A 23365-nucleotide genomic window follows, 5' to 3' on the forward strand; every position below is an offset into this window, starting at 1 on the left:
TGGCGGGCCGCCGGCGTGCGGCCGGTCATGTCGTTGGAGGGGCGGAGAAAAGGGATCGCGCCGCGCCTCGAGAGGCACGGCGCAGGGAGGCGGGACGCGTGTTAGTTGGCAGCCGGTGCGCTTGCGCCGGTCGGTGCCGACGATGCGGCCGGATCGGCAGCGGCAGGCGTGGTGTTCGACGGCGCGGGGGCGGATGTCGCGGACGCCGGCACCGGCGCAGATGCGGCCGATGCCGGCGCTGCGGCGGCAGGCGTCGATACCGGGCTGGAAGCGGGGGCCGGGGTAGCGGGTGGCGACGAAGCGGGTACGGACGCTGCGGCGGGCGCCGAAGTCGAAGCGGGCGCCGAGGCCGAAGCAGGTGCCGAAGCCGAAGCCGAAGCAGGCGCCAAAGCCGAAGCGGGTGCCGAAGCCGAGGCAGGAACCGAAGCCGCCCCCGGCACAACCGCCCGCATCGTCCCCGGCGCGACCACGGCCGACGCAGCGCCGGGCACGGCCGGCACCACGGATGTCCCCGTCGCCGGCGCGACGCTCGGCACCGAAAGCGGCACCGGCGCGGCGGGCGGCGTCGGCACGACCGGCGTCGTCATCTTCAGCGGCTCGCCCTGCGGCGTCGGCGCGGGCTCGGGCAGCGGCGCGACCGGCTCCTTCTCGGCCGCCTTCACGGCCGCGCGATCGCGGCGGGCCGGATCGACCTTCAGGAAGTGCTCGACGAGATTGAAGAAGCGCTCATAGAACACGCCGGCCGGAATCGTCTCGCTCGCGGTCTTCACGAGCGCATCGTCGCTCGACCCGATCGGCAGCGACAGCGAGCCGAACACGCTGAGCCCGACGCTCGCCGACGTATTCGACTTCTTCAGCGTGTAGCGATCCTGCACCGCGTTCACGTACGCGATGCTCGACGAGCCGTCCGCGTTCGCGTCCGCGCACACGACGTGAAACTCGATCACGACGTGCATGTCGTTGCTGGGCTGGAAATTCTTGCTGCCGTCGACCGCATCGTTGCGCGACGACGACACGACATAGCCCTGGCTCAGCAGCGCGCGCCGCGCGGCCTCGCAGGCCGCGTCGGACTTTGAATGGAACGTGCGCGCATACGGGCTGCTGGTCGCGTCGAACTGTTCCTGCTGGTAGATCGGCTTGGGCGGCGACGAGCACGCCGCCAGCACGGTCGCGGCCGCGAGCGCGCACGAAACGGAAAACAGGCGAAATCGGTTGTGCATGGCGTCTTTCAAAAGGCTCGGCGAGATGCCGCGCGGCGGCTGCGGGCGCAGTGCGCGCAAGCCGCGCAACGGCGGTGCCTGCGCGGCGCGCGGGCAACTTCCGCGGGCAATCTCGTATGGCCGGGGCGTCATTATAGTTTCGTTTGATGTCGCGCTCGCTTCAGCCGGCCGGCGCGGGCCGCGCGGCGGCGAGCAGTTGCGATGCCAGCGGATGGTGTTCGCCGCGCCGCGAGCGGATCGCGTGGATTTCCTCGGTCACGTCGCCCGCGCGGCCGAGCCGGCGCAGCCCGCGCAGCAGCGATGCATCGTTCGCGCCGAGTTCGCTGAGCGGAAATACGCCGAGGCCGCGCGCGGCGAACACGGCCATCAGCGCGCTGTCCTCGAATTCCCCGGCCACGCGCGGAACGATCCGTTCGCGCTCCAGCCACAGGTCCAGACGCGCGCGCAGCGCCGAATGGGCGGTGGGCAGCAGCACCGGCAATTCGGCGAGGCACTGCGGAAAGTGCTGTCGCGCGGCCGGCGTGACGAGCGCCGCGGGCCCGTACCAGTCGACCGGCGACGCGACGAGCCGCTCGCTCGTCACGCGCAGGTTAGACCCCGACGGCGCGCCCTGGCCGGCCAGCACGAGATCGAGATGGTGCAGCGCCAACTCCGCGAGCAGCGCATCGTGTTCGCCTTCGTGGCACAGCAGCCGCAGCGTGGGCGTGTCGAGCACCGGCGCGAGGATCGCATGGGCCGCCAGCTTCGAGATCCCGTCCGCGAGACCGACCGCGAGCCGCACGGTCGGCTGGCTTGCCGCCGCGCGCACTTCGTCGGGAATCAGCCGCCCCATCTCGAAGATGACTTCCGCGCGCGCATACGCGGCCTGCCCGGCGTCGGTCATCGCGACGCCGCGCCCGGCCGGGCGCAGCAACTGGTGGCCGAGCGACTTCTCGAGCTCGCGCACCTGCGCGCTGATCGTCTGCACGGCCATGTCGAGCCGCTCGGCGGCGCGCGCGAAGCCGCCTTCCTTCACGACGACCCAGAAATAGTACAGATGTCGAAAATTCAGCATCGGATCGTTATTTCGTAAAAACCGAACCAAAGATCATATTTTCTCTGATTTTCTCGAAGTCGTGGGTTGTCTATCATCGGGCTTTCCACTTTCGTATCGGCCCTTTCCATGGACTATCTGCTGACGCTTGCCGCCGATCCCGCCGTCTGGGCGGCGCTCCTGACGCTCGTCGTGATGGAAGTCGTGCTCGGCATCGACAACCTGATCTTCATCTCGATCCTCAGCAACAAGCTGCCCGAAGCGCAGCGCGCCCGCACGCAGCGCATCGGCATCGCGCTCGCGCTCGTGATGCGCCTCGCGCTGCTCGGCAGCGTCGCATGGATCGCGAGCCTGACCACGCCCGTATTCACGCTGTTCGATCACGCATTCTCGTGGCGCGACCTGATCCTGCTGTCGGGCGGCCTGTTCCTCGTGTGGAAGGCGACGACCGAGATCCATCACCACGTGTCGCGCGACGGCGACGCGGACGGCGCGTCCGGCGGCGCGGCCGGCCTGACGATGTGGGCGGCGATCGGCCAGATCGTGATGCTCGATATCGTGTTCTCGATCGACAGCATCGTGACCGCGATCGGCATGACCGAGCACATCCCGATCATGTTCGTCGCGGTGATCGTCGCCGTGACCGTGATGCTGTTCGCCGCCCAGCCGCTCGCACGCTTCATCGACCGCAACCCGACCGTCGTGATGCTCGCGCTGTCGTTCCTCGTCGTGATCGGCATGACGCTGATCGCGGAAAGTTTCGGCTCGCACGTGCCGAAGGGCTATATCTACGCGGCGATGGCGTTCTCGGCATTCGTCGAGGGCATGAACATGCTGGCGCGGCGCGCGAAGGCGAAGCGCGCGGCGCGAGTCGAAGGTCACTGAGCCAGCGTGCGGGAGGCCGGCTTCGGCCGGTTTTCCCGCGACGCGTCATTCGCAACCCAAGGAGAAGCGCGATGAAATGTCCGGTCTGCAAGACGCCCGACCTGCTGATGGCCGAGCGCCAGTCGATCGAGATCGACTACTGTCCGACGTGCCGCGGCGTGTGGCTCGATCGCGGCGAACTCGACAAGCTGATTGCGCGTGAAACCGGCGATGCGCCGGCGCGCCGCGACGCGGCGCCGATGCGGCACGATGCGCAGCCGCCGCGCACGCGCGACGATGGCTGGGGCCGCGACGGCCGTTCGCACGACGATCGTTATCGGCACGACGGCCAGCGCCGCAAGAAATCGATGTTCGACCTGTTCGACTTCGATTGATCGCGGCGGTGCGCTTGCGCCGTGCGTTGCACGCACGTTGCAAAAAGCCCCGTCAGGCAGCGCGCCTGGCGGGGCTTTTACATGCGCGTCGCGCGCCGACGTGCGCCGGCGCTTACGCGTTGCCGGCCGTCACGTCGATGCGGCGCGGGCGCGTTTCCTCGCGACGCGGAATCGTCAGCGTGAGCACGCCGTCGCGCAGGTTCGCGTCGATTCTCGACGTGTCGAGATCGGGACTCAGCACGAAGGTGCGCGCATAGCGCGTCGCGCGCACTTCGGCATGCCGCACGCGCAACTCGGCCGGCGCATCGACGCGCGTGTCGGCTTCGATCGTCAGCGTGTTGTCGTGCACTTTCACGTCGAGGTTCTCGCGCGGCACGCCGGGCAGGTCGGCGCGCAGCGTGACGCGCTGCTTGTCCTCGACGATGTCGACGGACGGCGTGATCGCGGGCCGGCGCGCGGCGTCGGCGGTGGCGGCAGCATGCGCGGCACCGGTCTGGCGTTCGGTCAGGGTCTGGCTCGTATTCATGTCGTTCTCCTGAATGTTACTGGACGGCGATCGCACGCGGTTTCGATGCCTCGCGCCGGCCGACGCGAATCAGCAGGCAGCCGTTTTCGTAGCGGGCGCTGACGTTGTCGGCATCGGCATGCTGCGGCAGCTCGACCACGCGGCGGAACGTGCCGTGAAAGCGTTCCTGCGCATAGGTGCGCACATCGTCGCCGGCGTCGTGCGGCGCGGGCTTGCGCTCGCCGCTGATCGTCAGCAGGTCCTTGTCGATCGATACGTCGAAGTCGGCCGCGCTCATGCCGGGCGCGAATGCGACGATCTCGATCGCGTCGTCGGTGGTGCCGACGTTCAGCGCGGGGAACGCGCCGGGACGCACCGCGCGGATGCCGGTCGGCAGCTCGCCGAACAGGTTCGCCATGTGCCGCTGCACGCGGGCGAATTCGTCGAACAGGTCGTGGCCGTTGTGAATGCCGCTCATGAAATTCCTCCGGAACATGAAACGCGAAAGACGCGACGACGCGACGCCGAGGGCGAATGCGGTGCGCGGCTTTCCGCCGAGTCGAAACGGGGGCAGCGCACGTGACGGGCACTGCCGGGTAACCGGTAATTAGAGGCCGCCCCGATGGTTTTCAAGAGGGAAATTGCAATCTGCATCAACGCGTGACGATGCGAATCGATGCGACAATCGTCGCGCTATCCACAGACCACGGAGACGGGAAGGACATGGACATTCAACGCATCGCGATCGTCGGGGCCGGCGTGATCGGCGCGAGCTGGGCGGCTTTCTATCTGTCGAAGGGCTTCGACGTCGTCGCGACCGATCCCGCGCCGCAGGCCGACGCACGGCTGCGCGACGCGCTCGCCGCGTTTCTCGGCGAACGGGCCGCCGAACTTTCCGCACGGCTGTCGTTCGACGCCGATCTCTCTCGCGCGCTCGACGGCGTCGATTTCGTGCAGGAAAACGGCCCGGAACGGCTCGACCTGAAGCGCGCGCTGTATCGTCGGATGGACGACGTGCTGCCGGCGCACGTCCCGATCGCCTCGAGTTCGTCGGGCCTGAAGATGTCCGAGATCCAGACCGCGTGCGACAAGCACCCGGAGCGCTGCCTGATCGCGCATCCGTTCAATCCGCCGCACCTGATTCCGCTCGTCGAGCTGGTCGGCGGCGACGCGACCGATGCCGGCGTGATCGCGCGCGTGAAGGCGTTCTACGACGCGCTCGGCAAGCAGACGATCGTGCTCAACAAGGAAATGACGGGCCACGTCGCGAACCGGCTCGCGGCCGCGCTGTTCCGCGAGGTGTATCACCTCGTCGGCGAAGGCGTGGTGAGCGTCGCCGATGCGGACAAGGCGGTCGCGTGGGGCCCGGGCTTGCGCTGGGGGCTGATGGGGCAGTGCCTGACCTATCACCTCGGCGGCGGCGCGGGCGGGATCGCGCACTTCCTCGAACATCTGTCGGGGCCGATCACGACGTGGTGGGACGATCTCGGCACGCCGTCGTTCGATCCGGACGTCGATCGCAAGCTGAACGACGGGCTGCGCGCGATCCAGGGCGAGCGCTCGATGCAGGAACTCGCCGCCGAGCGCGACCGGCTGCTCGTCGAGCTGATCGACGCGCGGCGTCGCAGCTTCCTGCCCTGAGCCTGTCGCCGCGCCGCGCGGGCGGCTATTGCTGAACGCTCGTTTGCGGCGCCTGCGGTGTCTGCGCAAGCCATGCGGGCCGCGCGGCCTGTACCAGTTCGCGATTGCGCGCGCGCGTCGCGGCGTTCGGCGGATAGTTGCTGTCGTTCGTCGGCAGTTCGCCGTCGAGATAGGCCTGCTTCAACTGGGCGATGACTTCCGCGCGCGTGAGGCCCTGCTCGGGGGCCGGCGCGCCGGTTTGTGCAAAGGCGGGGGACAACAGCGCGGCCGCGGCGGTCGCGACGGCGAATCGCATGACGTTCATGGTGTGCTCCGATCTGGGGACGGGACACCGGATGCACGGCACGCTGCCATGCATTCCGATGGACCCCATTCTGGCGAGCGGGCACTGCGCAGAGGCTGACGCGTTCCGGGCAAGACGGTCAGTTGCGCGCGCCGCCGCGGCGTCGCGCGCCGTGGTTGCTACGGTGACGCGCGCGACGGGGGCGGCTACAGCTCGGCCGCCGCGGCGATCAGCGTCGCTTCGAGCGCGAGCGTCGAGCGCGACGCGGCCGCCGGCCGGTCGATCACGTATTCGAGTTCGCCGAGTTCGGGCAGCCCCGCGTCGAGCCGCGCGAGCCCGGCCGGAATCACGTAGCCGGCGAACGCGCTGACGCCGAGCCCCGCGCTCGCGGCCGCGCGCAGCACGGCGATGCTGCTGCTCACGACGGCGATCCGGTAAGGCCGGCCGACCGCCTCGAGCGATTCCAGCACGCGGCGGCGCGACACGCTCGGCTCAGGATGCATCGCGAGCGGCAGCACGGTCTCGTGGCCGGTAATGCGCGAATCGGGGCCGGTGCACCAGTAAAGCGGTTCGCTGCGGATCACGCGGCCGCGCCGGCTGCCCGCGACGCGCTTCGCGAACACGAGATCGTGGCGGCCTTCGTCGAGCGCGTCGAACAGGTCGCCCGACAACCCCGTCGAGATCGCCAGCTCGACTTCCGGATTGCGCTGCACGAAGCTCGCGAGCGCGGCCGTCAGGTGCGCGGACGCGAAATCCTCCGACATCGCGAGCCGCACCTTGCCCGACAGCGGCGGCCCGCACACCGACGTGACGGCCTCGTCCATCAGTTCGAGGATGCGCACCGCGTAGCGGAACAGCGCGTCGCCGTGCTGCGACAGGTGCACGTTGCGCGTGTCGCGCTCGAACAGCGGCCGGTCGAGCAGCTCCTCGAGACGGCGGATGTGCTGGCTGACGGTCGACTGCGACAGGCTCACGCGCTCGGACGCGGCGGTGAAACTGCCGGACTGGGCGACGGCGACGAAGCTGCGCAGCAGCTCGGGCGGTAATGGACGCATTGCTAAATCCACTGAATCGGTTTCGACAACTTCATAAATGGCCGGATTTTGCGGGGCTAGTATCGGATACGCCCCGGTGCGGCTCGTGCAAACGGGGCGCAGCGGACGCGTAGCGCGTGTCGCGCCGCCGGCTGCCCCGGTCAGTCTAAGGCATCCGGCGTCCGGCCCGAAACCGCATCATCCCATCGACCGCCCGAGAACGCGCTCGCACGACGAGCCGCCGGGCCGCGGCGCACCGCCGCAGGAGACAGGCAATCCGCGCGCGGGATCGGCGTGCGGGCCCTGGCTCCCGCAGGTGTCAGGCGCCCGTCACGAAGAGACTGGAGACGACTCATGATCATCTACGGAACCGCGCTGCTGGCGTTCTGCCATCTGGCCGGACTGTTCCTCGGCGACCTGCTGGGCACCGCGATCGGCGTGAAGACCAATGTCGGCGGCGTCGGCATCGCAATGCTGCTGCTGATCTGCCTGCGTTTGTGGCTGCACCGGCGCGGCTGGCTGCCGAAGGAGACCGAGGCCGGTGTCGGTTTCTGGGGCGCGATGTACATCCCGGTCGTCGTCGCGATGGCCGCGAACCAGAACGTCGTCGCCGCGCTCAAGGGCGGCCCGGTCGCGCTGCTCGCCGCCATCGGCGCGGTCGCGATCTGCGCATGCTGCATCGCGGTACTCGTGCGCATGGGGCGCGACGACACGGCCTTCGCGGGCGTGCCGCAACTCGACGAACAGTGAAGGAGGCCGCCATGTTGCAGATGCTCGAAAAAACCGTCGCCCACAACGGGCTCGTCGCGTCGTTCGCACTGGTCGGCCTGATCATGTGGCTGTCGTCGATCGTGTCGCGCAAGCTCACGTTCGGCCGCGTGCACGGCTCCGCGATCGCGATCGTGATCGGTCTTGCGCTCGCGTACGTCGGCGGCGCGTTCACCGGCGGCGAGAAGGGGCTGGCCGACGTGCCGCTGTTCGCGGGTGTCGGCCTGATGGGCGGCGCGATGCTGCGCGATTTCGCGATCGTCGCGACCGCGTTCGAAGTGCAGCCGACCGAGGCGCGCAAGGCCGGCCTCGTCGGCGTCGTGTCGCTGCTGCTCGGCACGGTGTTGCCGTTCATCGTCGGCGCGTGCATCGCGCGCGCATTCGGCTATACCGATGCCGTCAGCATGACGACCATCGGCGCGGGCGCCGTCACCTACATCGTCGGGCCCGTGACGGGCGCGGCGATCGGCGCGAGTTCCGACGTGATCGCGCTCAGCATCGCGACGGGGCTCGTCAAGGCGATCATCGTGATGGTGGGCACGCCGGTTGCGGCCAACTTCATGGGCCTGAAGACGCCGCGCTCCGCGATGATCTTCGGCGGCCTGGCCGGCACCGTGAGCGGCGTGAGCGCCGGGCTGGCCGCGACCGATCGCCGGCTCGTGCCGTACGGCGCGCTGGTCGCGACGTTCCATACCGGCGTCGGCTGCCTGCTCGGGCCGTCGGTGCTGTTCTTCACGACGCGCGCGCTGGTCGGCGCGTAGCCGGGCGCGTCCGGTCGTCCGGTCCGGGCGGCCCGCGCGTGCAGCCGGCAGGCCCGCGCCGTCGCGGGCCGCATCCATCGCGGCGTCCTCTGAGTCGCATTCGTCAACATCATCAATCGGCGGCGGCGCCAGGCTTAGAATGCCGCTGAACCATCGAAGCGGGAGAACTGTTCATGACGGGATGGAATCACGCGCGGCAGGCGCGCGACGCACGCCTCGCGGCCGGCGCGGCGTACGCGCGGGGCAAGCGGGTCGATGCGCGCGACACCGTCGCGTTGCTCGAAGCGGTGCTGCGGCCCGGCGACCGCGTTTGCCTCGAAGGCGACAACCAGAAGCAGGCCGATCTGCTCGCGACGGCGCTCGCCGACGTCGACAGCGCGAAGGTGCACGATTTGCACATGGTGCAGTCGGGCGTCGTGCTGCCCGAGCATCTCGACGTGTTCGAGCGCGGGATCGCGAAGCGGCTCGATTTCGCGTATTCCGGCCCGCAGTCGCAGCGGATCGCGAAGCTGCTGTTCGGCGGCAAGATCGCGCTCGGCGCGGTGCACACCTATCTCGAGCTGTTCGCGCGCTACTTCATCGACCTCACGCCGCAGGTCGCGCTGATCGCCGCGGTCAGCGCCGACGCCGACGGCAACCTGTACACCGGCCCGAACACGGAAGACACGCCGACCGTCGTCGAGGCCACCGCGTTCAAGGACGGCATCGTGATCGCGCAGGTCGACCGCATCGTCGACAAGGTGCCGCGCGTCGACATTCCCGGCGACCGCGTGCACTTCGTCGTCGAGGCCGGCCGGCCGTTCTACGTCGAGCCGCTGTTCACGCGCGACCCGGCCGCGATCACCGAGACGCAGATCCTGACCGCGATGCTCGCGATCAAGGGCATCTACGAGCCGTACGGCATCAAGCGCCTGAACCACGGGATCGGCTTCAACACGGCCGCGATCGAGCTGCTGCTGCCGACCTACGGCGCGAAGCTCGGGCTGAAGGGCAAGGTCTGCACGCACTGGGCGCTCAATCCGCACCCGACGCTGATTCCCGCGATCGAGTCGGGCTGGGTCGAGCAGATCCACTGCTTCGGCTCCGAAGTCGGGATGGACGACTACATCCGCGCACGCTCCGACGTGTGGTTCACCGGCCCCGACGGGTCGCTGCGCTCGAACCGCGCGTTCTGCCAGACCGCCGGCCTCTATGCATGCGACATGTTCATCGGCTCGACGCTGCAGATCGACCTGTCCGGTCATTCGTCGACGGTCACGGCCGAGCGGATCGCCGGCTTCGGCGGCGCGCCGAACATGGGCAGCGATGCGCGCGGCCGGCGCCATCCGAGCGAGCCGTGGCTGAAGGCCGGCGCGGAAGCCGACCCCGACACGCCGGCGGCGCTCAGGCGCGGCCGCAAGCTGGTCGTGCAGATCGGCGAGACGTTCGGCGACAAGAACGTGCCGATGTTCGTCGAGAAGCTCGACGCGCTGAAGCTCGCCGACAAGCTGCAGCTCGATCTCGCGCCGATCATGGTCTACGGCGACGACGTCACGCACATCGTCACCGAGGAAGGGATCGCGAACCTGCTGATGTGCCGCGACAAGGACGAGCGCGAGCATGCGATCCGCGGCGTGGCCGGCTATACGGAAATCGGCCGCGGCCGCGACAGGAAGATGGTCGAGCGCCTGCGCGAGCGCGGCGTGATCCGCCGCCCGGAGGATCTCGGCATCGATCCGCTCGACGCCGACCGCCGCTGGCTTGCCGCGCGTTCGATCAAGGATCTCGTGCACTGGTCGGGCGGTCTTTATGCACCGCCGGCCCGGTTCCGCAACTGGTGAGGAAGAGGGCATGGAACAGTTGAACTACCGCTTCACCGCGCGCGAACGCGCGAAGGGCGAACGGGCCACGGCGCTCGTCGGCGTGGTCGCGTCCGGCAATCTCGAAGTGCTCGTCGAGCGCGTGCTGCCGGGCAACGAATGCGAGATCGACATCCGCACCGCGGCGGTCGGTTTCGGCGCGGTCTGGCAGGCCGTCGTGTCGGACTTCGTCGAACGGCGCACGCCGGGCGGCCTGAAGCTGTCGATCAACGACGGCGGCGCGCGGCCCGACATGGTGTCGCTGCGGCTCGCGCAGGCCGTGCGCGCGATCGAGGGGGACGCATGATGACCGACGTGATTCACGATGCACCGGCGTTCGTCGCGAACGGCGCGAGCTGGTACGAAGCGTCGGCGCGCCAGCGCGTCGACGGGCTGCTCGATGCGGGCAGCTTCACCGAATTTCTCGGGCCGGGCGAACGTGTGACGAGCCCGCACCTGCCGCTGTTCGGCCTGCCGCAGCAGTTCGACGACGGGATGGTGGTCGGCCACGGCCGGCTCGACGGCCAGCCGGTGTTCGTCGCCGCGCAGGAAGGCCGCTTCATGGGCGGCGCGTTCGGCGAAGTGCACGGCGCGAAGCTCACGGGGCTGCTGCGCGCGGCGCGCGAACTCGGCACGCCCGTGCTGATCCTGTTCGATACGGGCGGCGTGCGGCTGCAGGAAGCGAACGCGGGCGAGCTGGCGATCGCCGAGATCATGCGCGCGCTCGTCGAAGCGCGCGCGGCCGGCGTGCCGGTGATCGGGCTGATCGGCGGGCGCGCGGGCTGCTACGGCGGCGGCGGTCTGCTCGCCGCGTGCTGTTCGGCGCTCGCGGTGTCCGAGCAGGGGCGCATCAGCGTGTCGGGGCCCGAAGTGATCGAGACCAACCGCGGCGTCGAGGAATTCGATGCGAAGGATCGCGCGCTGATCTGGCGCACGATGGGCGGCAAGCACCGCCGGCTGATCGGCGGCGCGGATCGCTACGTCGCGGACACGCCCGACGCGTTTCGCGCGGCCGCGCTCGAACTGCTCGGCCGTGCGCCGGCGTTCGATGCGGCGATGCTGCGCGCGGAGCAGGCGCGTCTCGAAGCGCGGATCGAACGGTTCGGCGCATGCAGGGATGCGCTCGACGTGTGGCGGGCGCTCGGCGCGGACAACGCGGAAGCGATCCCCGGCATGCCCGACGATGCATTCGCGAAACTCGCCGACCAGTTACAGGAGCCGAAGCATGACGCTCGATGAAGTCCTGACCTCGCTGTTCCCTGAAGGCCATTCGATCGCGCGAACCGGCGGTCTGCTCACGGGCCATGCGGAACTGGCCGGCACGCGCGTCGACGTGATCGGTGTGGCCGACCGTTTGCCGTTCGGCATCGACGAAGCCGTGACGCTCGCGTCGCACGTGCTCGACACGCTCGAGCGCGGCGGCGACACGCCGATTCTCGTGCTGGTCGACAGCGACAGCCAGCGGATGAGCAAGCGCGACGAACTGCTCGGGCTGAACGAATGCCTGTCGCATCTCGCGAAATGCCTGATGCACGCGGAGCTCGCCGGGCACCGGACGATCGGCCTGCTGTACGGTCATACGGCCGCGGGCGCGTTCATCGCGACCGCGCTCGCGACGCGCACGCTGCTCGCGGTGCCGGGCGCGGAACCGGAAGTGATGGACCTGCCGTCGATGTCGCGCGTGACGAAGCTGCCGATCGACGTGCTGAAGGAGATGGCGCGCTCGACGCCGGTGTTCGCGCCGGGGCTCGACAACCTGGTGAAGATGGGGGCCGTGGACGCCGTGCTCGATCCGGCCCGCGCGCTCGACGCGCAGGTGGGCGAATGGCTCGGCAAGCCGGCGGCGCGCGTCGATGCGCGTGCGGCGCGCGGCCGGCCGGTCGCGGCCGACGTCGCGAAGCGCGTCGAGGCACTTGCGCGTGCCGCGCGCTGACACGCCGCTGCGCCGCCACACGCTCGTCACGTTGACGGCGAACGGGTGGCGCGATGCGGGTGCGCGCGATCCGGCGCTCGCGGCCGATCCGCTCGTACGGGCGTGGTCGGCACGCGGCTGGCCGCTCGTCGTGCGCCGCGCGTCACCGGACGAGGCCGATGCCGGCCGCGTGCCGCTCGGCCTGCCGCTGCCGCCTTCCGCGGGCAAGCGGCGCATCGCGCTGAACGTTGCTGCCGACGCGCTCGCGTCGGTCGGCCCGCTGCCTGCGCTGGCCGACGTACTCGCCGCCGCGCCCGATGCATGGCACGCGCCGTTGCGCGAGCTGGACGCGCTTGGCGCACGCTGCGGCGTGCCGGGCCGCGTGTTCGGCAGCCTCGCGTGGCAGGCGCTGACGGGCGAGCGCTATCTGAGCGAATCCTCCGATCTCGACATCGCTTTTCCGCTGCCGGACGCCGCGTCGCTCGCGCCGCTGCTCGACGGGCTGGCCGACATCGACGCGCGCGCGCCGATGCGCATCGACGGCGAGCTGCTGCGCGGCGACGGCGCGGGCGTGAACTGGCGCGAGCTGCATGCGCGGCTGCCCGAAGTCGCGGTCAAGACCGCGATCGCCGTCGAATTGATGTCGGCCGACGCGTTCACGGGAGGCGTGCAATGAACGCCCGGGCGGCTTGCCGCGCACCGGCGCCGTCCGATGTCGAGCGCATCGCCGGGCTTGCCGAGCGCAGCCTCGTGCTGGAAATCGAGACCTACCCGAAGCCGGGGCTCGTCAGCCACGTCGACACCGGCAGTCATGCGGACATGGATGCCGCGACGTTCGAACGCAGCGCGGCCGTATTGCGGCCGTACTTCGCGGAACTGGCCGACGCCGGCGCACGCGACGCGGACATGACCGTGCTGCGCAAGATCGGCCTGCGTGCGGAACACGCGATGCTTGCCGCGACCGGCGGCGTCAATACGCATCGCGGCGCAATCTTCGGGCTCGGGCTGCTGTGCGCGGCCGCGGGCCGCCGCATGGCGTCCGGCATGGCGGCCCCGGCGCGCGCGATGACGCTCGGCGCATGGGTCGCGCGGCGCTGGGGCACCGAGATCCTTGGCGGCCCGCGACTACCCGACAGCCACGGCGAGCGTGCGAGCCGCCGCTACGGCGTGGGCGGCGCACGCCGCGAGGCGGCCGGCGGCTTCGCGACCGTTTACCGCGTCGGGTTGCCGGCGCTGCGCCGCGCACAACGCAGCATGCCGGACGATGCGCACGCCGCGCGCGTCGACGCGTGCTTCGCGCTGATCGCCGCGCTCGACGATACGAATCTGCTGCATCGGGGCGGCCAGGCCGGCCTCGATTTCGCGCGGGCGACCGCGCGTGCGTTCGTCGCGCGCGGCGGCATCCGCGCCCGCGACTGGCGGTTGCACGCGGTCGCGGCGCACCATGCGTTCATCGCTCGCCGGTTGAGCCCGGGCGGCGCGGCCGACCTGCTGGCGATGAGCGTGTTCGTCGATGCGCTCGAAGCGGACGGGGAGGGGCGATGACGCTGGCGATCCTGTGTTCGGGGCAAGGCGCGCAGCGCGCCGACATGTTCGAACTGACCGGCACGGCGCCGCAGGCCGATGCGTTGTTCGCGCACGCGGGCCGGCTCCTCGGCGACGATCCGCGCAACTGGGTGCGGACCGCCGACCCGGACGCGCTGCGCGAGAACCGCGCCGCGCAGATTCTCTGCACGGTGCAGGCGCTCGCGGCGGCCGCGCTGCTCGACGCGGTATGGCCGCGCCGTCGCTGCGTCGCCGGTTACAGCGTCGGCGAAGTCGCGTCGTGGAGCGTCGCGGGGATGATCGATCCGCACGACGCGCTGGACCTGGCCGATGCGCGTGCGCGCGCGATGGATGCCGCCAGCGGCGGCGATGAACGGATGGTATTCGTGCGCGGGCTGACGCGCGCGCAACTCGCGCAGCTGTGTGACGGCCGCGATGCGGCGATCGCGATCGCCAATCCCGGCGACGCGTTCGTGGTTGCCGGTCCCCAGGCCGACGTCGATGCGGTGGCCGACGACGCGGCGCGCGACGGTGCGCTGCGCGTCGCACCCGTCTGCGTGCGGATTGCGTCGCACACGCGCCGTCTCGCGTCGGCGGTGCCCGCGTTTCGTGCGTCGCTGGCGGCGGTGAACGTGCGCCGGCCGCTGCCGGGCACGCGGCTGTTTTCGGGGATCGACGGCGCGTCGGTGCTCGACGCCGACGCGGGGCTCGACAAGCTCGCGCGGCAGATCGCGGAGCCGGTCGAGTGGGCGGCTTGCCTGGCCGCGTGCGTCGAGGCCGGCGCGACCGCGTTTCTCGAACTCGGCCCCGGCCGCGCGCTGGCCGAGATGGCGAGCGGCGCGTATCCGGCACTGCCGGCGCGCAGCGTCGCGGATTTCCGTTCCGTCGACGGCATGGCGAACTGGCTCGCACGTGTTTCAGCCGGCTGACGGGCGGCACGCCGTCAGCGCGGAAACACCGCCCAAACACCGCGAAACGGGCGCTGAAATCGGGCCCGAAACAGCCCGGCCACCGGCCGTCGCGCACCGTGTGTTGCGCCGGCGCAGCAGCGTTGCAGCGAGCGCTTGCCATGCGAATTGGCGTCGCTACAATGGCGCCCGCCATGAGACCCGTCGCCTTCCTTTTCGCCGCGTTCGGCTGCGCGGCGACCGCCCACGCCAGCCCGATTCCGTCCGATGCCGCATCGGTCGGCGCATACTTTTCGTATGACAATGCGGCGGCCGATGCGACCGTCGACCTGATCGGGCAGGCACAGCGCCGCGTGCTGCTGGCCGGCTACGCGTATGTGCCGCCCGCGGTCGCGGCGGCGCTGCGCGCGGCGCGCTCGCGTGGAGCCGACGTGCGTGTCGTGCTGGTGCGCTCGTCGCACGCCGGCAAGTACAGTGGCGCAGGCTATCTGAAATCGGCCGGCATCGACGTGGCGATCGATTCGCGGCATGGCGACCCCGCACCGCGCTTCGTGATCGTCGACGACAGCGTCGCGCTCACGACGCTGTCCGACGGCGCTGCGGTGCATGCGGAAACGGTGAACGTGTTCCAGCGCGCACCGGAACTCGCGCAGTCGTATGCGCAGTCGTTCTGGCGGCTGTACCGGCAGGCGGCCGGGCTCTGACCCGTCGCAACCGCCCGTCCGAACGCACAGCGCGTCAAGCCCCTGCCTTTCTTCCCCCAACCGGCATCTCGCCGACGCGGTTGCGACCCTGCTTGCATCGGCGTGGTTGATGCACCATGCTCGTTGGACAGGCATCGGTGCGGGCTTCGCGGATCCGGCGCCACGGCAGGGAGCCGATCGTGACCGAGTATTTTGCCGATCGCGCGGACGCGGGCCGTCAGTTGGCCGACGCGCTGCGCGACTATGCGGGGCGTCGCGACGTCGTCGTGCTCGCGTTGCCGCGCGGTGGCGTGCCGGTCGCATTTCCGGTCGCCGTTGCGCTGCGCGCGCCGCTCGACGTGCTAGTCGTGCGCAAGCTTGGTGCGCCGTCCGATCCCGAGTTCGCGATGGGCGCGATCGCGACCGGCGGGGCGGTCCACCTGCAGCACTCGGAGATCCGTGCGCTGGGCGTGACCGGCGCACAGCTTGCCGACGTGATCGCGCGCGAGACTGCCGAACTGCAGCGCCGCGACGCGCTGTATCGCGGCGCCCGGCCGCCGCTGCCGGTCGACGGCCGCATTGCGATCGTGGTCGACGACGGCATCGCGACCGGCGCATCGATGCGCGTCGCGCTGCAGGCGCTGCGCGAGCGCCGCCCGGCGCGCATCGTGGCCGCAGCACCCGTCGCGCCGGCCGGCGCCCGGCATGCGTTCGGCGATCTCGCCGACGCGTTCGTGACGGTGGCGCAACCGCTGCGGTTCTTCGGGATCAGCCAGTTCTACGCGCGTTTCGAGCAGACCGGAGACGACGAAGTACGCGCGCTGCTCGACGCGGCCCGCGCCCGGGACGACGACACTACGTCCGCCTGATCCTGCGCCGGCGCGTTCCGGCGCGCGCGGCCTCGGCCAGCGCGAACACGCGCTGCAGCGCCGGATGGACGTCGCCGCGCCAGCGCGCGCCCGTGAACAATCCGTAGTGATCGCATTCGTCGATATCGACGCGGTGACGTTCACCGGCCGTGAGGCCGCGGCACATTTCGAGTGCCGCATGTGTCTGCCCGGCGCCGGTGACGGCGTCGCACGCCCCTTCGACGGTCAGCAGCGCGACGTCGCGCAGCGCGGCCGGCTCGACGCGCCGGCCGCCCACCTCCCACGTGCCGTTCGCTAGGCACATCCGCTGGAACACGATATCGACGGTATCCAGGAAGTACTCGGCCGGCATGTCGAGCAGCGCCGTGTATTCGCGCAGCGCGCGCCGCGCGTCGGCCAGCCCCGTCATGTCGAAGTGCGACGCGGCGCGCGCGTAGTCCTCGATCAGCAGCAGGAAGCGCTGCGGATACAGCAGCGCGATCTCGCCTTGCTGAAGATAGGTCGGGAACACGTGCCGGCCACGGCCGGGGAAGCAGGGCGGCACGATGTCGATCAGATGGCGGCGGCACCACGTCAGCGAACGGGACGCGGCGGTGGTGCCGAGCGTCGTCGGATTGACGCGCGCGTCGAGCGGGCCGCCGATCAGCGTGATGCTCGCCGGCGGCGGCAGGCCGCGCGCGGCGCGCAGCGCGAGCGCGCCGAGCGCGGGCACGGTTGCCTGGCATATGGCGACGACGTGCAGCGGCCGGTCGTCCCGTACGAGCGCATCGACGAAGCCGTCGAGCGTCGCCACGTACTCGTCGAGCCCGAAGCGGCCCGACGCGACCGGGATGTCGCGCGCATTGATCCAGTCGGTCACGCACACGTCGCCGTCGGCCAGCAGCGTCTCGACGCTCTCCCGCATCATCACGGCCGCGTGCCCGGCGAGCGGCGCGCACAGCAGCACCGTACGCTGCGCGTTCTCGCGCGCGAAGCGCCGCAAGAGGCAGAACGGCGTGCGCGCGACGAGCTGTTCGTCGACGGCCGGCCGCCGGATATCGAAGCGCGGCGGCCCGGCGGGCGGCCCGAGCAGCGGCTCGAACAGGTCGTCGTAGCACGACGACGCGGCATGCGGCAGCGTCGCGGCCGGCCACGCATCGAACGCGTGACGCGTTGCCGCGCGCCATGCGCGCATCCATTCCCGCTGCTGCTCGACGACGGCGTACCACATGGAGAACCTTGATGTGGAAGGGGCGTGAATCTGCATTATGGCCACTCCGGCCGCGCAGCGGGTGTCGGATACGTGACCGAATGATGTGCGTTAAACATCGCCCTAGGCGGCGACGCGCGACGCTGCTACAGTCGTCGGTCCCATTCCCTCAAGCGGAGCGTTTGCGATGAAGCTGATCGGCATGCTGGATTCCCCGTTCGTGCGCCGTGTCGCCATTTCGGCGAAGCTGCTCGACCTGCCGTTCGAACACGAGTCGATCTCGGTGTTCCGTCACTTCGACCAGTTCCGGACGATCAATCCGGTCGTCAAGGCGCCGACGCTTGTGACCGACGACGGCACGAAGCTGCTCGACTCGTCGCTGATCGTCGACTACCTCGACCATCGCGTCGCGCCGGAGCGGCGCCTGCTGCCCGACGCCGCCGATGCGCGGCTGCGCGTGCTCGTGCCGGTCGGCTTCGCGCTGGCGGCGGCCGAGAAGACGGTGCAGGTCGTGTACGAGCAGGCGCTGCGGCCGGCCGACAAGCAACACGCACCGTGGCTTGAGCGCGTGTTGAGCCAGCTCGAGGCCGCGTATGGCGAACTCGAGCCGCTCGTCGCGGCCGCGAGCGGCTGGCTCGGCGGTGCGCGCCTGCTGCAGTCCGACGTGACGGTGGCGGTCGCGTGGCGCTTCACGCAGTACATGGCCGCCGAGTACCCGGCGCTCGGCCGGATCGATCCGGCCCGTTATCCGGCGCTTGCCGCACATTCGGCGCGTGCCGAGGCGTTGCCGGCGTTCGTCGAGACGCCGCTGGACTGAAGCCGGCGGCAGGCATGCCGGCCGGTGAGGGCGGCGCGCCGCAGCGGTGCGGTCAACGTGCTGCCCGGCGGGATCGGTGCGGGCACCCGATACGCATCGTCCGGTCGGTAGTCATCCAGTGCGCCGCGGCTTGCTTTCATGCGACGCCGCGCCCGGACATGCGCGTTGCATCGGTCCGTTTGCGCGGCCGGGCCGGCCGCTCGTCGCCCGCTCGTCGCCCGCTCGGGCCCGCCGGACAAGGGTGTCGCCGATTGTTCGCGGCCGCCGACAAGTGACTTCGCATTCGCGCTGTTTATCCGGACGAGTCCCGTCCCTAGAATCCACTCCATCGAATAGGTATTGCCTGATGGAGCCGATGATGAGAGCGCTGATCGAATCGAGCCTGTACCACCCGTCCGTCGTGTTGCCGCTTGCCGCGCTGACGCAGTTGATGGTCGAGCGCGATTTCAATCTCAGCCAGGTCGGGCTGATCGTCGCCGCGCGTGGCGCGCAGGCCGCGGTGTCGCGCTCGCGCGCGCTGATCTTCTGCCGTCACTGCGAAGCGCACGCATGAGCGGGCCTTTGCCGCGCACATAAAAAAACCCGGCCGGCGCAAGCCGGTCGGGCGGATCGGATTCGATCGAGCCCCGGCTTCGGCCGGGGCTTTTTCATTGTCGGCGCTCAGGCGCGGGCGGGCGACCCGACGCTGTAGACTTGCGCGTCGTCGTCCTCGCGCAGCTGACGCACGAGCTGGTGTGCCTCGCGGCGCGACGCGACGGCCGGCGGCGAGCCCTTGAGCGGCTGGCGCGCGGTTTCGGCGAGCGCGACGACCGACACGATGCCGATCACGGCGGCGCCCATCATGTAGTACGCGGGCATCATCAGGTTGTGGGTCACGTCGACGAGCCACGCGGTCATCAGCGGCGTCGTGCCGCCGAACAGCGACACCGACACGTTGAAGCCGATCGCGAGCGCGCCGTAGCGGATCTCGGTCGGGAACAGCGCCGGCAGCGCCGACGGCATCACGCCGGTGAAGCACGACAGCAGCACGCCGAGGATCAGCAGGCCGGCGAACACCGACGCGGTGGTGCCCGCATGAATCAGCATCATCGACGGGATCGACAGCACGAGCAGGCCCACGCAGCCGGCGAGCATCACCGGCTTGCGGCCGACCTTGTCCGACAGGCGGCCGGCGGCGAGCGTCAGCGGCATCATCAGCACCATCACGATCAGCACGAGCACGAGGCTGTGCGACTCGTCGAAGTGCAGCGTCGACGACATGAAGCTCGGCAGGTACGACAGCACCATGTAGTCGGTCACGTTGAAGATCAGCACGAGGCCGACGCAGAGCAGCAGCGCGCGCCAGTTGCGCATCAGCGTTTCGCGGAAGCGCGTCTTCGGCACGGCCTTGTCCTGCGCTTCGCGCGCTTCGGCCTGGCGTTTGAACGCGGGCGTTTCCTCGAGCTTCATCCGGATGTACAGCCCGATCAGGCCGAGCGGGCCCGCGATCAGGAACGGCACGCGCCAGCCCCACGACAGCAGCGCGTCCTGCGACAGCGACGCGGTGAGCAGCGCGACGACGCCGGCGCCCATCACATAGCCGATCAGCGTGCCGAACTCGAGGAAGCTGCCCATGAAGCCGCGGCGCTTGTCGGTCGAGAATTCGGCGATGAAGGTGGCGGCGCCGCCGTATTCGCCGCCGGTCGAGAAGCCCTGCACGAGACGGGCGACGAGCAGCAGCACGGGCGCCATGATGCCGATCGACGCGTAGCTGGGGATCAGGCCGATCGCGAAGGTGCCGACGGCCATCATGATCATCGTCGCGGCGAGCACGCGTTGACGGCCGATGCGATCGCCGAGCGGGCCGAACACCATGCCGCCGAGCGGGCGAACGAGGAACGCGGCCGCGAACGTGCCGAAGGTCGCGAGCAGCTGCGCGGACGGGCTGCTGGACGGGAAGAACACTTTGCCGAGCGTGACGGCGATGTAGCTGTAGACGCCGAAGTCGAACCATTCCATCGCATTGCCGATGGCCATCGCGCTGACGGCGCGCTTGAGCAGGCTCTGGTCGACGACGGTAATGTCGTCCGCGGCGAGCGGGGCCTCGGCGGACGACGGGGAGGAAGAAGCAGCGGTCGGGCTGACGTGTGTTGCGGTCAAGGTCATGCACTCCTTTGACTGCGCCGAACGGGCGGGCCGTCCGACACGGTTTGCCGGCAAGCGCGATGTCGCGTGCTGCGCGTCGGGGCAAGCCTTTAAGCACTTACTGCACATCGGGCGGCAAGACGCTGCAAGGGATTGCTTCGACGCGGGCCCGATGGGCCGTCGCGACGGTGCGCTCATGAAGAATGGGCCGCGTGATGCGAGCGGCAGATGCCGGTGCGGACTCAGTGTCCGGCGTTCCGGCAAGCGCCCCGGAGGGGCAACGAAACGAGAAAAGCGGGCCTGTCGGGCGGGCTTTCCTGTGGGTGCAATTTCGGTCGAAGCACCGGCCCGCAACGCGCGGACGGACTTCTTGCGAAATCGAATAGACAGAGATTGAATGTTGAAACAGGCGACATGATAGCACGATGGCAGACGATCGTGCAAATTGCCCGGAATCCCCCGTGTGGCGGGGCTTCCGGCGAAACCGGTTCCGGTATGATCGGCGGCGCGCGGCGGGGTCGCGCCGCCCTCCGGACGGGGGCCGAATCTGCGAGGAACCGGATGACCGAACTGATGAAGATCGCGGCGCTGTTCGCCGTTACCGCGCTGGCCGAAATCGTCGGCTGCTATCTGCCGTGGCTCGTGCTGAAGGGCGGCCGGCCCGTGTGGCTGCTGGTGCCGGCCGCGCTGTCGCTCGCCTTGTTCGCGTGGCTGCTGACCCTGCATCCGAGCGCGGCGGGGCGCACGTACGCAGCGTACGGCGGCGTGTACATCGCGGTGGCGCTGATCTGGCTGCGGATCGTCGATGGTGTCGCGCTGACCCGCTGGGACGTGGCCGGCGCGGTGCTCGCGCTCGGCGGGATGGCCGTCATCGCGCTGCAGCCGCGCGCGTGAGCGCGGCTGCAGGCGTGGCCGCCTATGGCCTATGGCCGGTGAAGCGCCGCGTCAGGCGGCGGCTGTGGTGTCCGCGTCGGCGCTCTTGCGCCACACGCAGATGCCCTTGACCGACTTGTCGAGCTCGTCGAGCTGGGTCTGGTGCGCGGCGAGTTCGTCGTCGCTCGCGGCGAGAACGGGCAGGTCGAGCGACGCGAGCGATACGCGCTGACCGTTCGCGGCGCCGCCGGCGGCATCCACGTCGTCGAGCATGTCGATCACGAGGCTGTCCTGGCCGCGCGTCATCGCGAGATAGACTTCGGCGAGCAGTTCCGAGTCGAGCAGTGCGCCGTGCAGCGTCCGGTGTGCGTTGCTGATGTCGAAGCGGTCGCACAGCGCGTCGAGCGAGTTGCGCTTGCCCGGGAACATCTGCTTGGCCTGCACGAGCGTGTCGATCACGCCGCCGCAATGCTCGGTGAACGGCGGCAGGCCGAGCCGTGCGAACTCCGCATCGAGGAACCCGAGGTCGAACGGCGCGTTGTGGATGATCAGCTCGGCGTCCTTCACGAAGTCGCGGATCTGGTCGGCGACTTCGGCGAATTTCGGCTTGTCGCTGAGGAATTCGGTCGTGAGGCCGTGCACCGCCAGCGCGCCCGGATCGCTGTCGCGCTCGGGGTTCACGTAGATGTGCAGGTTGTTGCCGGTGAGCCGTCGGTTCAGCAGCTCGACGCAGCCGATTTCGATCAGGCGATCGCCCGTGCGGGGATTCAGGCCGGTGGTTTCGGTATCGAGAATGATCTGGCGCATGTCGGATAAATCGGGAAAGACAGGAGGGTGGCCCGGGCTCAGGCCGTGAGCGATTCGACGCCGCGATTCGCGAGCGCGTCCGCGCGTTCGTTTTCGGGATGGCCGGCGTGGCCCTTCACCCAGCGCCACTCGACCTCGTGCTGCGCGACGAGCGCGTCGAGCCGCTTCCACAGGTCGGCGTTCTTCACCGGCGTTTTCGCCGCGGTGACCCAGCCTTTCTTCTTCCAGCCGTGGATCCACTCGCTGATGCCTTTCTGCACGTATTGCGAGTCGGTATGGACGACCACGCGGCACGGCCGCTTCAGCGCCTCGAGCGCGGCGATCACGCCCATCAGCTCCATGCGGTTGTTGGTCGTGTCGGGCTCGCCGCCGAACAGTTCCTTTTCGCGGTCGCCGTAGCGCAGCAGCGCGCCCCAGCCGCCGGGGCCGGGATTGCCCTTGCAGGCGCCGTCGGTATAGATGTCGATGATGTCGGTGGTCATGAGTGTTCTTGATGGGTGGTCGGGGTGGCCGCCGGCGTCAGGCCCGGCGCGAGCACGGGCTTTTTCTTCCTGATCTGGCCGACGAGGCGCATGCCGCGCACGCGCTTGACGGCCGTGACCATGTAGACGGCGCCGAAGATCGGCCACCAGCGGTCGCCGGCGGCTTCCATGAAGCCGTAGCGGGCGAGCCATTGGTCGGTGGCGAGCGGCGGACGATAACAGCCGAACCGGCCGCGCTCCAGATCGAAGCCGAGCAGCTTGATCCAGTCCTTGAGCCGGATGAACGCGATCTGGTCGCGCGCGGCCGGCACGAACGGCCGGTTGGCCATCCGGCCGAACGATTGGCGCATTCCCCACAGGCTCAGCGAATTGAAGCCGGTGATCACGAGCTGGCCTTCCGGCATCAGCACGCGTTCGGCCTCGCGCAGCAGGCGGTGAGGGTCGGACGTGAATTCGAGCGTGTGCGGCATCACGATCAGGTCGACGCTCTGCGACTCGAACGGCTGGTCGAGCAGGTCGCTCCAGGTCGTGCTGCGATCGGCCGGCGCATGCTCCGGTGCGTGCGCTTCGCGCGCCCACGGGTACTGGTAGGGTGCGCTCGCGCCGCTTGCCGGATCGAGCACGAGCCCGCGATACGGCATGCGGTTCTCGCGCAGCGCATCGAGCTGCGGCAGCCCGAGCTGCAGCGCGTGAAATCCGAAGACGTCGGACACGATCCGGTCGAGCTGCGCCTGCTCCCAGCCCAGTACGTAGCGGCCGGGCGGCGAGTCGGTCCAGGCGGGCCAGTCTATAATTTGTCGGTCAGACATAACGA

28 protein-coding genes are annotated in these 23365 nt (G+C 69.8%); 17 read left to right on the forward strand and 11 right to left on the reverse strand.

The annotated features are described in order from the left end of the window. Positions 1-101: 101 nt before the first annotated feature. Complete coding sequence (locus BME24068_RS05785; RefSeq protein ID WP_174925445.1) at positions 102-1220, reverse strand: DUF2242 domain-containing protein; 1119 nt, start codon at positions 1218-1220, stop codon at positions 102-104. A gap of 160 nt (positions 1221-1380) precedes the next feature. Continuing rightward, on the reverse strand, positions 1381-2274 hold the full coding sequence (locus BME24068_RS05790; protein WP_096502824.1) for a LysR family transcriptional regulator: 894 nt from the start codon (positions 2272-2274) through the stop codon (positions 1381-1383). A gap of 108 nt (positions 2275-2382) precedes the next feature. On the opposite strand from BME24068_RS05790, the gene BME24068_RS05795 reads away from it, so the two are divergent. Then, positions 2383-3138 (forward strand): TerC family protein, encoded by a 756-nt coding sequence (locus BME24068_RS05795; RefSeq protein ID WP_096502822.1) that lies wholly within the window; start codon positions 2383-2385, stop codon positions 3136-3138. A 71-nt stretch (positions 3139-3209) separates the two neighbouring features. Beyond that, complete coding sequence (locus BME24068_RS05800; RefSeq protein ID WP_174925446.1) at positions 3210-3512, forward strand: TFIIB-type zinc ribbon-containing protein; 303 nt, start codon at positions 3210-3212, stop codon at positions 3510-3512. A 112-nt stretch (positions 3513-3624) separates the two neighbouring features. Here the strand turns inward: BME24068_RS05800 and BME24068_RS05805 are convergent, their stop codons facing one another. Next, positions 3625-4038 (reverse strand): Hsp20/alpha crystallin family protein, encoded by a 414-nt coding sequence (locus BME24068_RS05805; RefSeq protein ID WP_174925447.1) that lies wholly within the window; start codon positions 4036-4038, stop codon positions 3625-3627. Positions 4039-4054: 16 nt separating this feature from the next. After that, the gene (locus tag BME24068_RS05810; protein WP_174925448.1) at positions 4055-4495 is read right to left on the reverse strand and encodes an Hsp20/alpha crystallin family protein; all 441 of its coding nucleotides are present in this window, start codon (positions 4493-4495) and stop codon (positions 4055-4057) included. Positions 4496-4740: 245 nt separating this feature from the next. Here BME24068_RS05810 and BME24068_RS05815 point away from each other — a divergent pair, with 245 nt between their 5' ends. Then, positions 4741-5658, forward strand: a complete 918-nt coding sequence (locus BME24068_RS05815) for a 3-hydroxyacyl-CoA dehydrogenase NAD-binding domain-containing protein (RefSeq protein ID WP_096502814.1) — start codon at positions 4741-4743, stop codon at positions 5656-5658. A gap of 25 nt (positions 5659-5683) precedes the next feature. Here the strand turns inward: BME24068_RS05815 and BME24068_RS05820 are convergent, their stop codons facing one another. Both BME24068_RS05820 and BME24068_RS05825 read right to left on the reverse strand, forming a co-directional pair. After that, positions 5684-5962 carry a DUF4148 domain-containing protein gene (locus tag BME24068_RS05820; protein WP_096502812.1) on the reverse strand — a complete coding sequence of 93 codons (279 nt, stop codon included), beginning with the start codon at positions 5960-5962 and terminating at the stop codon, positions 5684-5686. A gap of 185 nt (positions 5963-6147) precedes the next feature. Beyond that, a complete protein-coding gene (locus BME24068_RS05825; protein ID WP_096502810.1) occupies positions 6148-6996 on the reverse strand; it encodes a LysR substrate-binding domain-containing protein in 849 nt (282 codons plus the stop codon). A 333-nt stretch (positions 6997-7329) separates the two neighbouring features. Here BME24068_RS05825 and madL point away from each other — a divergent pair, with 333 nt between their 5' ends. From madL to BME24068_RS05880, 11 genes are all read left to right on the forward strand, one after another. Further along, a complete protein-coding gene (gene madL / locus BME24068_RS05830) occupies positions 7330-7725 on the forward strand; it encodes a malonate transporter subunit MadL (RefSeq protein WP_096502808.1) in 396 nt (131 codons plus the stop codon). 11 nt (positions 7726-7736) lie between these two features. After that, positions 7737-8504, forward strand: coding sequence for a malonate transporter subunit MadM (madM, locus tag BME24068_RS05835; protein WP_096502806.1), 768 nt, complete (start codon positions 7737-7739; stop codon positions 8502-8504). 173 nt (positions 8505-8677) lie between these two features. After that, entirely contained in the window at positions 8678-10324 is a 1647-nt protein-coding gene (mdcA, locus tag BME24068_RS05840) for a malonate decarboxylase subunit alpha (protein ID WP_096502804.1), read from the forward strand. A 10-nt stretch (positions 10325-10334) separates the two neighbouring features. Then, on the forward strand, positions 10335-10649 hold the full coding sequence (gene mdcC / locus BME24068_RS05845; RefSeq protein ID WP_096502802.1) for a malonate decarboxylase acyl carrier protein: 315 nt from the start codon (positions 10335-10337) through the stop codon (positions 10647-10649). Next, positions 10646-11581, forward strand: coding sequence for a biotin-independent malonate decarboxylase subunit beta (locus tag BME24068_RS05850; RefSeq protein WP_174925449.1), 936 nt, complete (start codon positions 10646-10648; stop codon positions 11579-11581). The genes mdcC and BME24068_RS05850 overlap by 4 nt, the downstream gene beginning before the upstream one ends. Further along, the gene (gene mdcE, locus BME24068_RS05855) at positions 11568-12275 is read left to right on the forward strand and encodes a biotin-independent malonate decarboxylase subunit gamma (protein WP_096502798.1); all 708 of its coding nucleotides are present in this window, start codon (positions 11568-11570) and stop codon (positions 12273-12275) included. Before BME24068_RS05850 ends, mdcE begins: the two co-directional genes overlap by 14 nt. Next, entirely contained in the window at positions 12262-12930 is a 669-nt protein-coding gene (gene mdcG, locus BME24068_RS05860; protein WP_174925450.1) for a malonate decarboxylase holo-[acyl-carrier-protein] synthase, read from the forward strand. Before mdcE ends, mdcG begins: the two co-directional genes overlap by 14 nt. Continuing rightward, positions 12927-13799: a triphosphoribosyl-dephospho-CoA synthase MdcB gene (gene mdcB / locus BME24068_RS05865; RefSeq protein ID WP_174925451.1), complete on the forward strand. Its 873-nt coding sequence runs from the start codon at positions 12927-12929 to the stop codon at positions 13797-13799. Before mdcG ends, mdcB begins: the two co-directional genes overlap by 4 nt. Further along, entirely contained in the window at positions 13796-14728 is a 933-nt protein-coding gene (gene mdcH, locus BME24068_RS05870; RefSeq protein ID WP_174925452.1) for a malonate decarboxylase subunit epsilon, read from the forward strand. The genes mdcB and mdcH overlap by 4 nt, the downstream gene beginning before the upstream one ends. Before the next feature lie 161 nt (positions 14729-14889). Further along, positions 14890-15411 (forward strand): phospholipase D-like domain-containing protein, encoded by a 522-nt coding sequence (locus BME24068_RS05875; protein ID WP_174925453.1) that lies wholly within the window; start codon positions 14890-14892, stop codon positions 15409-15411. Positions 15412-15590: 179 nt separating this feature from the next. After that, a complete protein-coding gene (locus BME24068_RS05880) occupies positions 15591-16259 on the forward strand; it encodes a phosphoribosyltransferase (protein ID WP_244110674.1) in 669 nt (222 codons plus the stop codon). On the opposite strand, the gene phaZ is transcribed toward BME24068_RS05880, so the two are convergent. Beyond that, positions 16246-17469, reverse strand: a complete 1224-nt coding sequence (gene phaZ, locus BME24068_RS05885) for a polyhydroxyalkanoate depolymerase (RefSeq protein WP_174925455.1) — start codon at positions 17467-17469, stop codon at positions 16246-16248. The two genes, BME24068_RS05880 and phaZ, sit on opposite strands and share 14 nt — an antisense overlap. Positions 17470-17635: 166 nt before the next feature. Here phaZ and BME24068_RS05890 point away from each other — a divergent pair, with 166 nt between their 5' ends. Both BME24068_RS05890 and BME24068_RS05895 read left to right on the forward strand, forming a co-directional pair. Further along, the gene (locus BME24068_RS05890) at positions 17636-18265 is read left to right on the forward strand and encodes a glutathione S-transferase family protein (RefSeq protein ID WP_096502786.1); all 630 of its coding nucleotides are present in this window, start codon (positions 17636-17638) and stop codon (positions 18263-18265) included. Between the two features lie 355 nt (positions 18266-18620). After that, positions 18621-18818 carry a hypothetical protein gene (locus BME24068_RS05895; protein WP_096502972.1) on the forward strand — a complete coding sequence of 66 codons (198 nt, stop codon included), beginning with the start codon at positions 18621-18623 and terminating at the stop codon, positions 18816-18818. A 107-nt stretch (positions 18819-18925) separates the two neighbouring features. Here BME24068_RS05895 and proP read toward each other — a convergent pair whose 3' ends face one another. Next, positions 18926-20410, reverse strand: coding sequence for a glycine betaine/L-proline transporter ProP (gene proP, locus BME24068_RS05900; RefSeq protein WP_174925456.1), 1485 nt, complete (start codon positions 20408-20410; stop codon positions 18926-18928). Positions 20411-20950: 540 nt separating this feature from the next. Here proP and BME24068_RS05905 point away from each other — a divergent pair. Further along, positions 20951-21283, forward strand: coding sequence for a YnfA family protein (locus tag BME24068_RS05905; RefSeq protein ID WP_174925457.1), 333 nt, complete (start codon positions 20951-20953; stop codon positions 21281-21283). A gap of 51 nt (positions 21284-21334) precedes the next feature. Here BME24068_RS05905 and dnaQ read toward each other — a convergent pair whose 3' ends face one another. The 3 genes from dnaQ to BME24068_RS05920 are packed head-to-tail and all read right to left on the reverse strand — an operon-like array spanning position 21335 to position 23360. Beyond that, positions 21335-22069, reverse strand: coding sequence for a DNA polymerase III subunit epsilon (gene dnaQ / locus BME24068_RS05910; RefSeq protein WP_174925458.1), 735 nt, complete (start codon positions 22067-22069; stop codon positions 21335-21337). A 38-nt stretch (positions 22070-22107) separates the two neighbouring features. Next, positions 22108-22551 carry a ribonuclease HI gene (gene rnhA, locus BME24068_RS05915; RefSeq protein ID WP_174925459.1) on the reverse strand — a complete coding sequence of 148 codons (444 nt, stop codon included), beginning with the start codon at positions 22549-22551 and terminating at the stop codon, positions 22108-22110. After that, on the reverse strand, positions 22548-23360 hold the full coding sequence (locus BME24068_RS05920; protein ID WP_174925460.1) for a class I SAM-dependent methyltransferase: 813 nt from the start codon (positions 23358-23360) through the stop codon (positions 22548-22550). Before BME24068_RS05920 ends, rnhA begins: the two co-directional genes overlap by 4 nt. Between the last annotated feature and the right edge of the window lie 5 nt (positions 23361-23365).

Source organism: Burkholderia anthina, from assembly GCF_902498995.1.
GTDB lineage: Bacteria > Pseudomonadota > Gammaproteobacteria > Burkholderiales > Burkholderiaceae > Burkholderia > Burkholderia anthina.

Coding starts and splice junctions, on each gene's coding strand:
- BME24068_RS05785 (WP_174925445.1), bottom strand. CDS start 1,220: ATGCACAACCGATTTCGCCTGTTTTCCGTTTCGTGCGCGCTCGCGGCC.
- BME24068_RS05790 (WP_096502824.1), bottom strand. CDS start 2,274: ATGCTGAATTTTCGACATCTGTACTATTTCTGGGTCGTCGTGAAGGAA.
- BME24068_RS05795 (WP_096502822.1), top strand. CDS start 2,383: ATGGACTATCTGCTGACGCTTGCCGCCGATCCCGCCGTCTGGGCGGCG.
- BME24068_RS05800 (WP_174925446.1), top strand. CDS start 3,210: ATGAAATGTCCGGTCTGCAAGACGCCCGACCTGCTGATGGCCGAGCGC.
- BME24068_RS05805 (WP_174925447.1), bottom strand. CDS start 4,038: ATGAATACGAGCCAGACCCTGACCGAACGCCAGACCGGTGCCGCGCAT.
- BME24068_RS05810 (WP_174925448.1), bottom strand. CDS start 4,495: ATGAGCGGCATTCACAACGGCCACGACCTGTTCGACGAATTCGCCCGC.
- BME24068_RS05815 (WP_096502814.1), top strand. CDS start 4,741: ATGGACATTCAACGCATCGCGATCGTCGGGGCCGGCGTGATCGGCGCG.
- BME24068_RS05820 (WP_096502812.1), bottom strand. CDS start 5,962: ATGAACGTCATGCGATTCGCCGTCGCGACCGCCGCGGCCGCGCTGTTG.
- BME24068_RS05825 (WP_096502810.1), bottom strand. CDS start 6,996: ATGCGTCCATTACCGCCCGAGCTGCTGCGCAGCTTCGTCGCCGTCGCC.
- madL (WP_096502808.1), top strand. CDS start 7,330: ATGATCATCTACGGAACCGCGCTGCTGGCGTTCTGCCATCTGGCCGGA.
- madM (WP_096502806.1), top strand. CDS start 7,737: ATGTTGCAGATGCTCGAAAAAACCGTCGCCCACAACGGGCTCGTCGCG.
- mdcA (WP_096502804.1), top strand. CDS start 8,678: ATGACGGGATGGAATCACGCGCGGCAGGCGCGCGACGCACGCCTCGCG.
- mdcC (WP_096502802.1), top strand. CDS start 10,335: ATGGAACAGTTGAACTACCGCTTCACCGCGCGCGAACGCGCGAAGGGC.
- BME24068_RS05850 (WP_174925449.1), top strand. CDS start 10,646: ATGATGACCGACGTGATTCACGATGCACCGGCGTTCGTCGCGAACGGC.
- mdcE (WP_096502798.1), top strand. CDS start 11,568: ATGACGCTCGATGAAGTCCTGACCTCGCTGTTCCCTGAAGGCCATTCG.
- mdcB (WP_174925451.1), top strand. CDS start 12,927: ATGAACGCCCGGGCGGCTTGCCGCGCACCGGCGCCGTCCGATGTCGAG.
- mdcH (WP_174925452.1), top strand. CDS start 13,796: ATGACGCTGGCGATCCTGTGTTCGGGGCAAGGCGCGCAGCGCGCCGAC.
- BME24068_RS05875 (WP_174925453.1), top strand. CDS start 14,890: ATGGCGCCCGCCATGAGACCCGTCGCCTTCCTTTTCGCCGCGTTCGGC.
- phaZ (WP_174925455.1), bottom strand. CDS start 17,469: ATGTGGTACGCCGTCGTCGAGCAGCAGCGGGAATGGATGCGCGCATGG.
- BME24068_RS05890 (WP_096502786.1), top strand. CDS start 17,636: ATGAAGCTGATCGGCATGCTGGATTCCCCGTTCGTGCGCCGTGTCGCC.
- BME24068_RS05895 (WP_096502972.1), top strand. CDS start 18,621: ATGATGAGAGCGCTGATCGAATCGAGCCTGTACCACCCGTCCGTCGTG.
- proP (WP_174925456.1), bottom strand. CDS start 20,410: ATGACCTTGACCGCAACACACGTCAGCCCGACCGCTGCTTCTTCCTCC.
- BME24068_RS05905 (WP_174925457.1), top strand. CDS start 20,951: ATGACCGAACTGATGAAGATCGCGGCGCTGTTCGCCGTTACCGCGCTG.
- dnaQ (WP_174925458.1), bottom strand. CDS start 22,069: ATGCGCCAGATCATTCTCGATACCGAAACCACCGGCCTGAATCCCCGC.
- rnhA (WP_174925459.1), bottom strand. CDS start 22,551: ATGACCACCGACATCATCGACATCTATACCGACGGCGCCTGCAAGGGC.
- BME24068_RS05920 (WP_174925460.1), bottom strand. CDS start 23,360: ATGTCTGACCGACAAATTATAGACTGGCCCGCCTGGACCGACTCGCCG.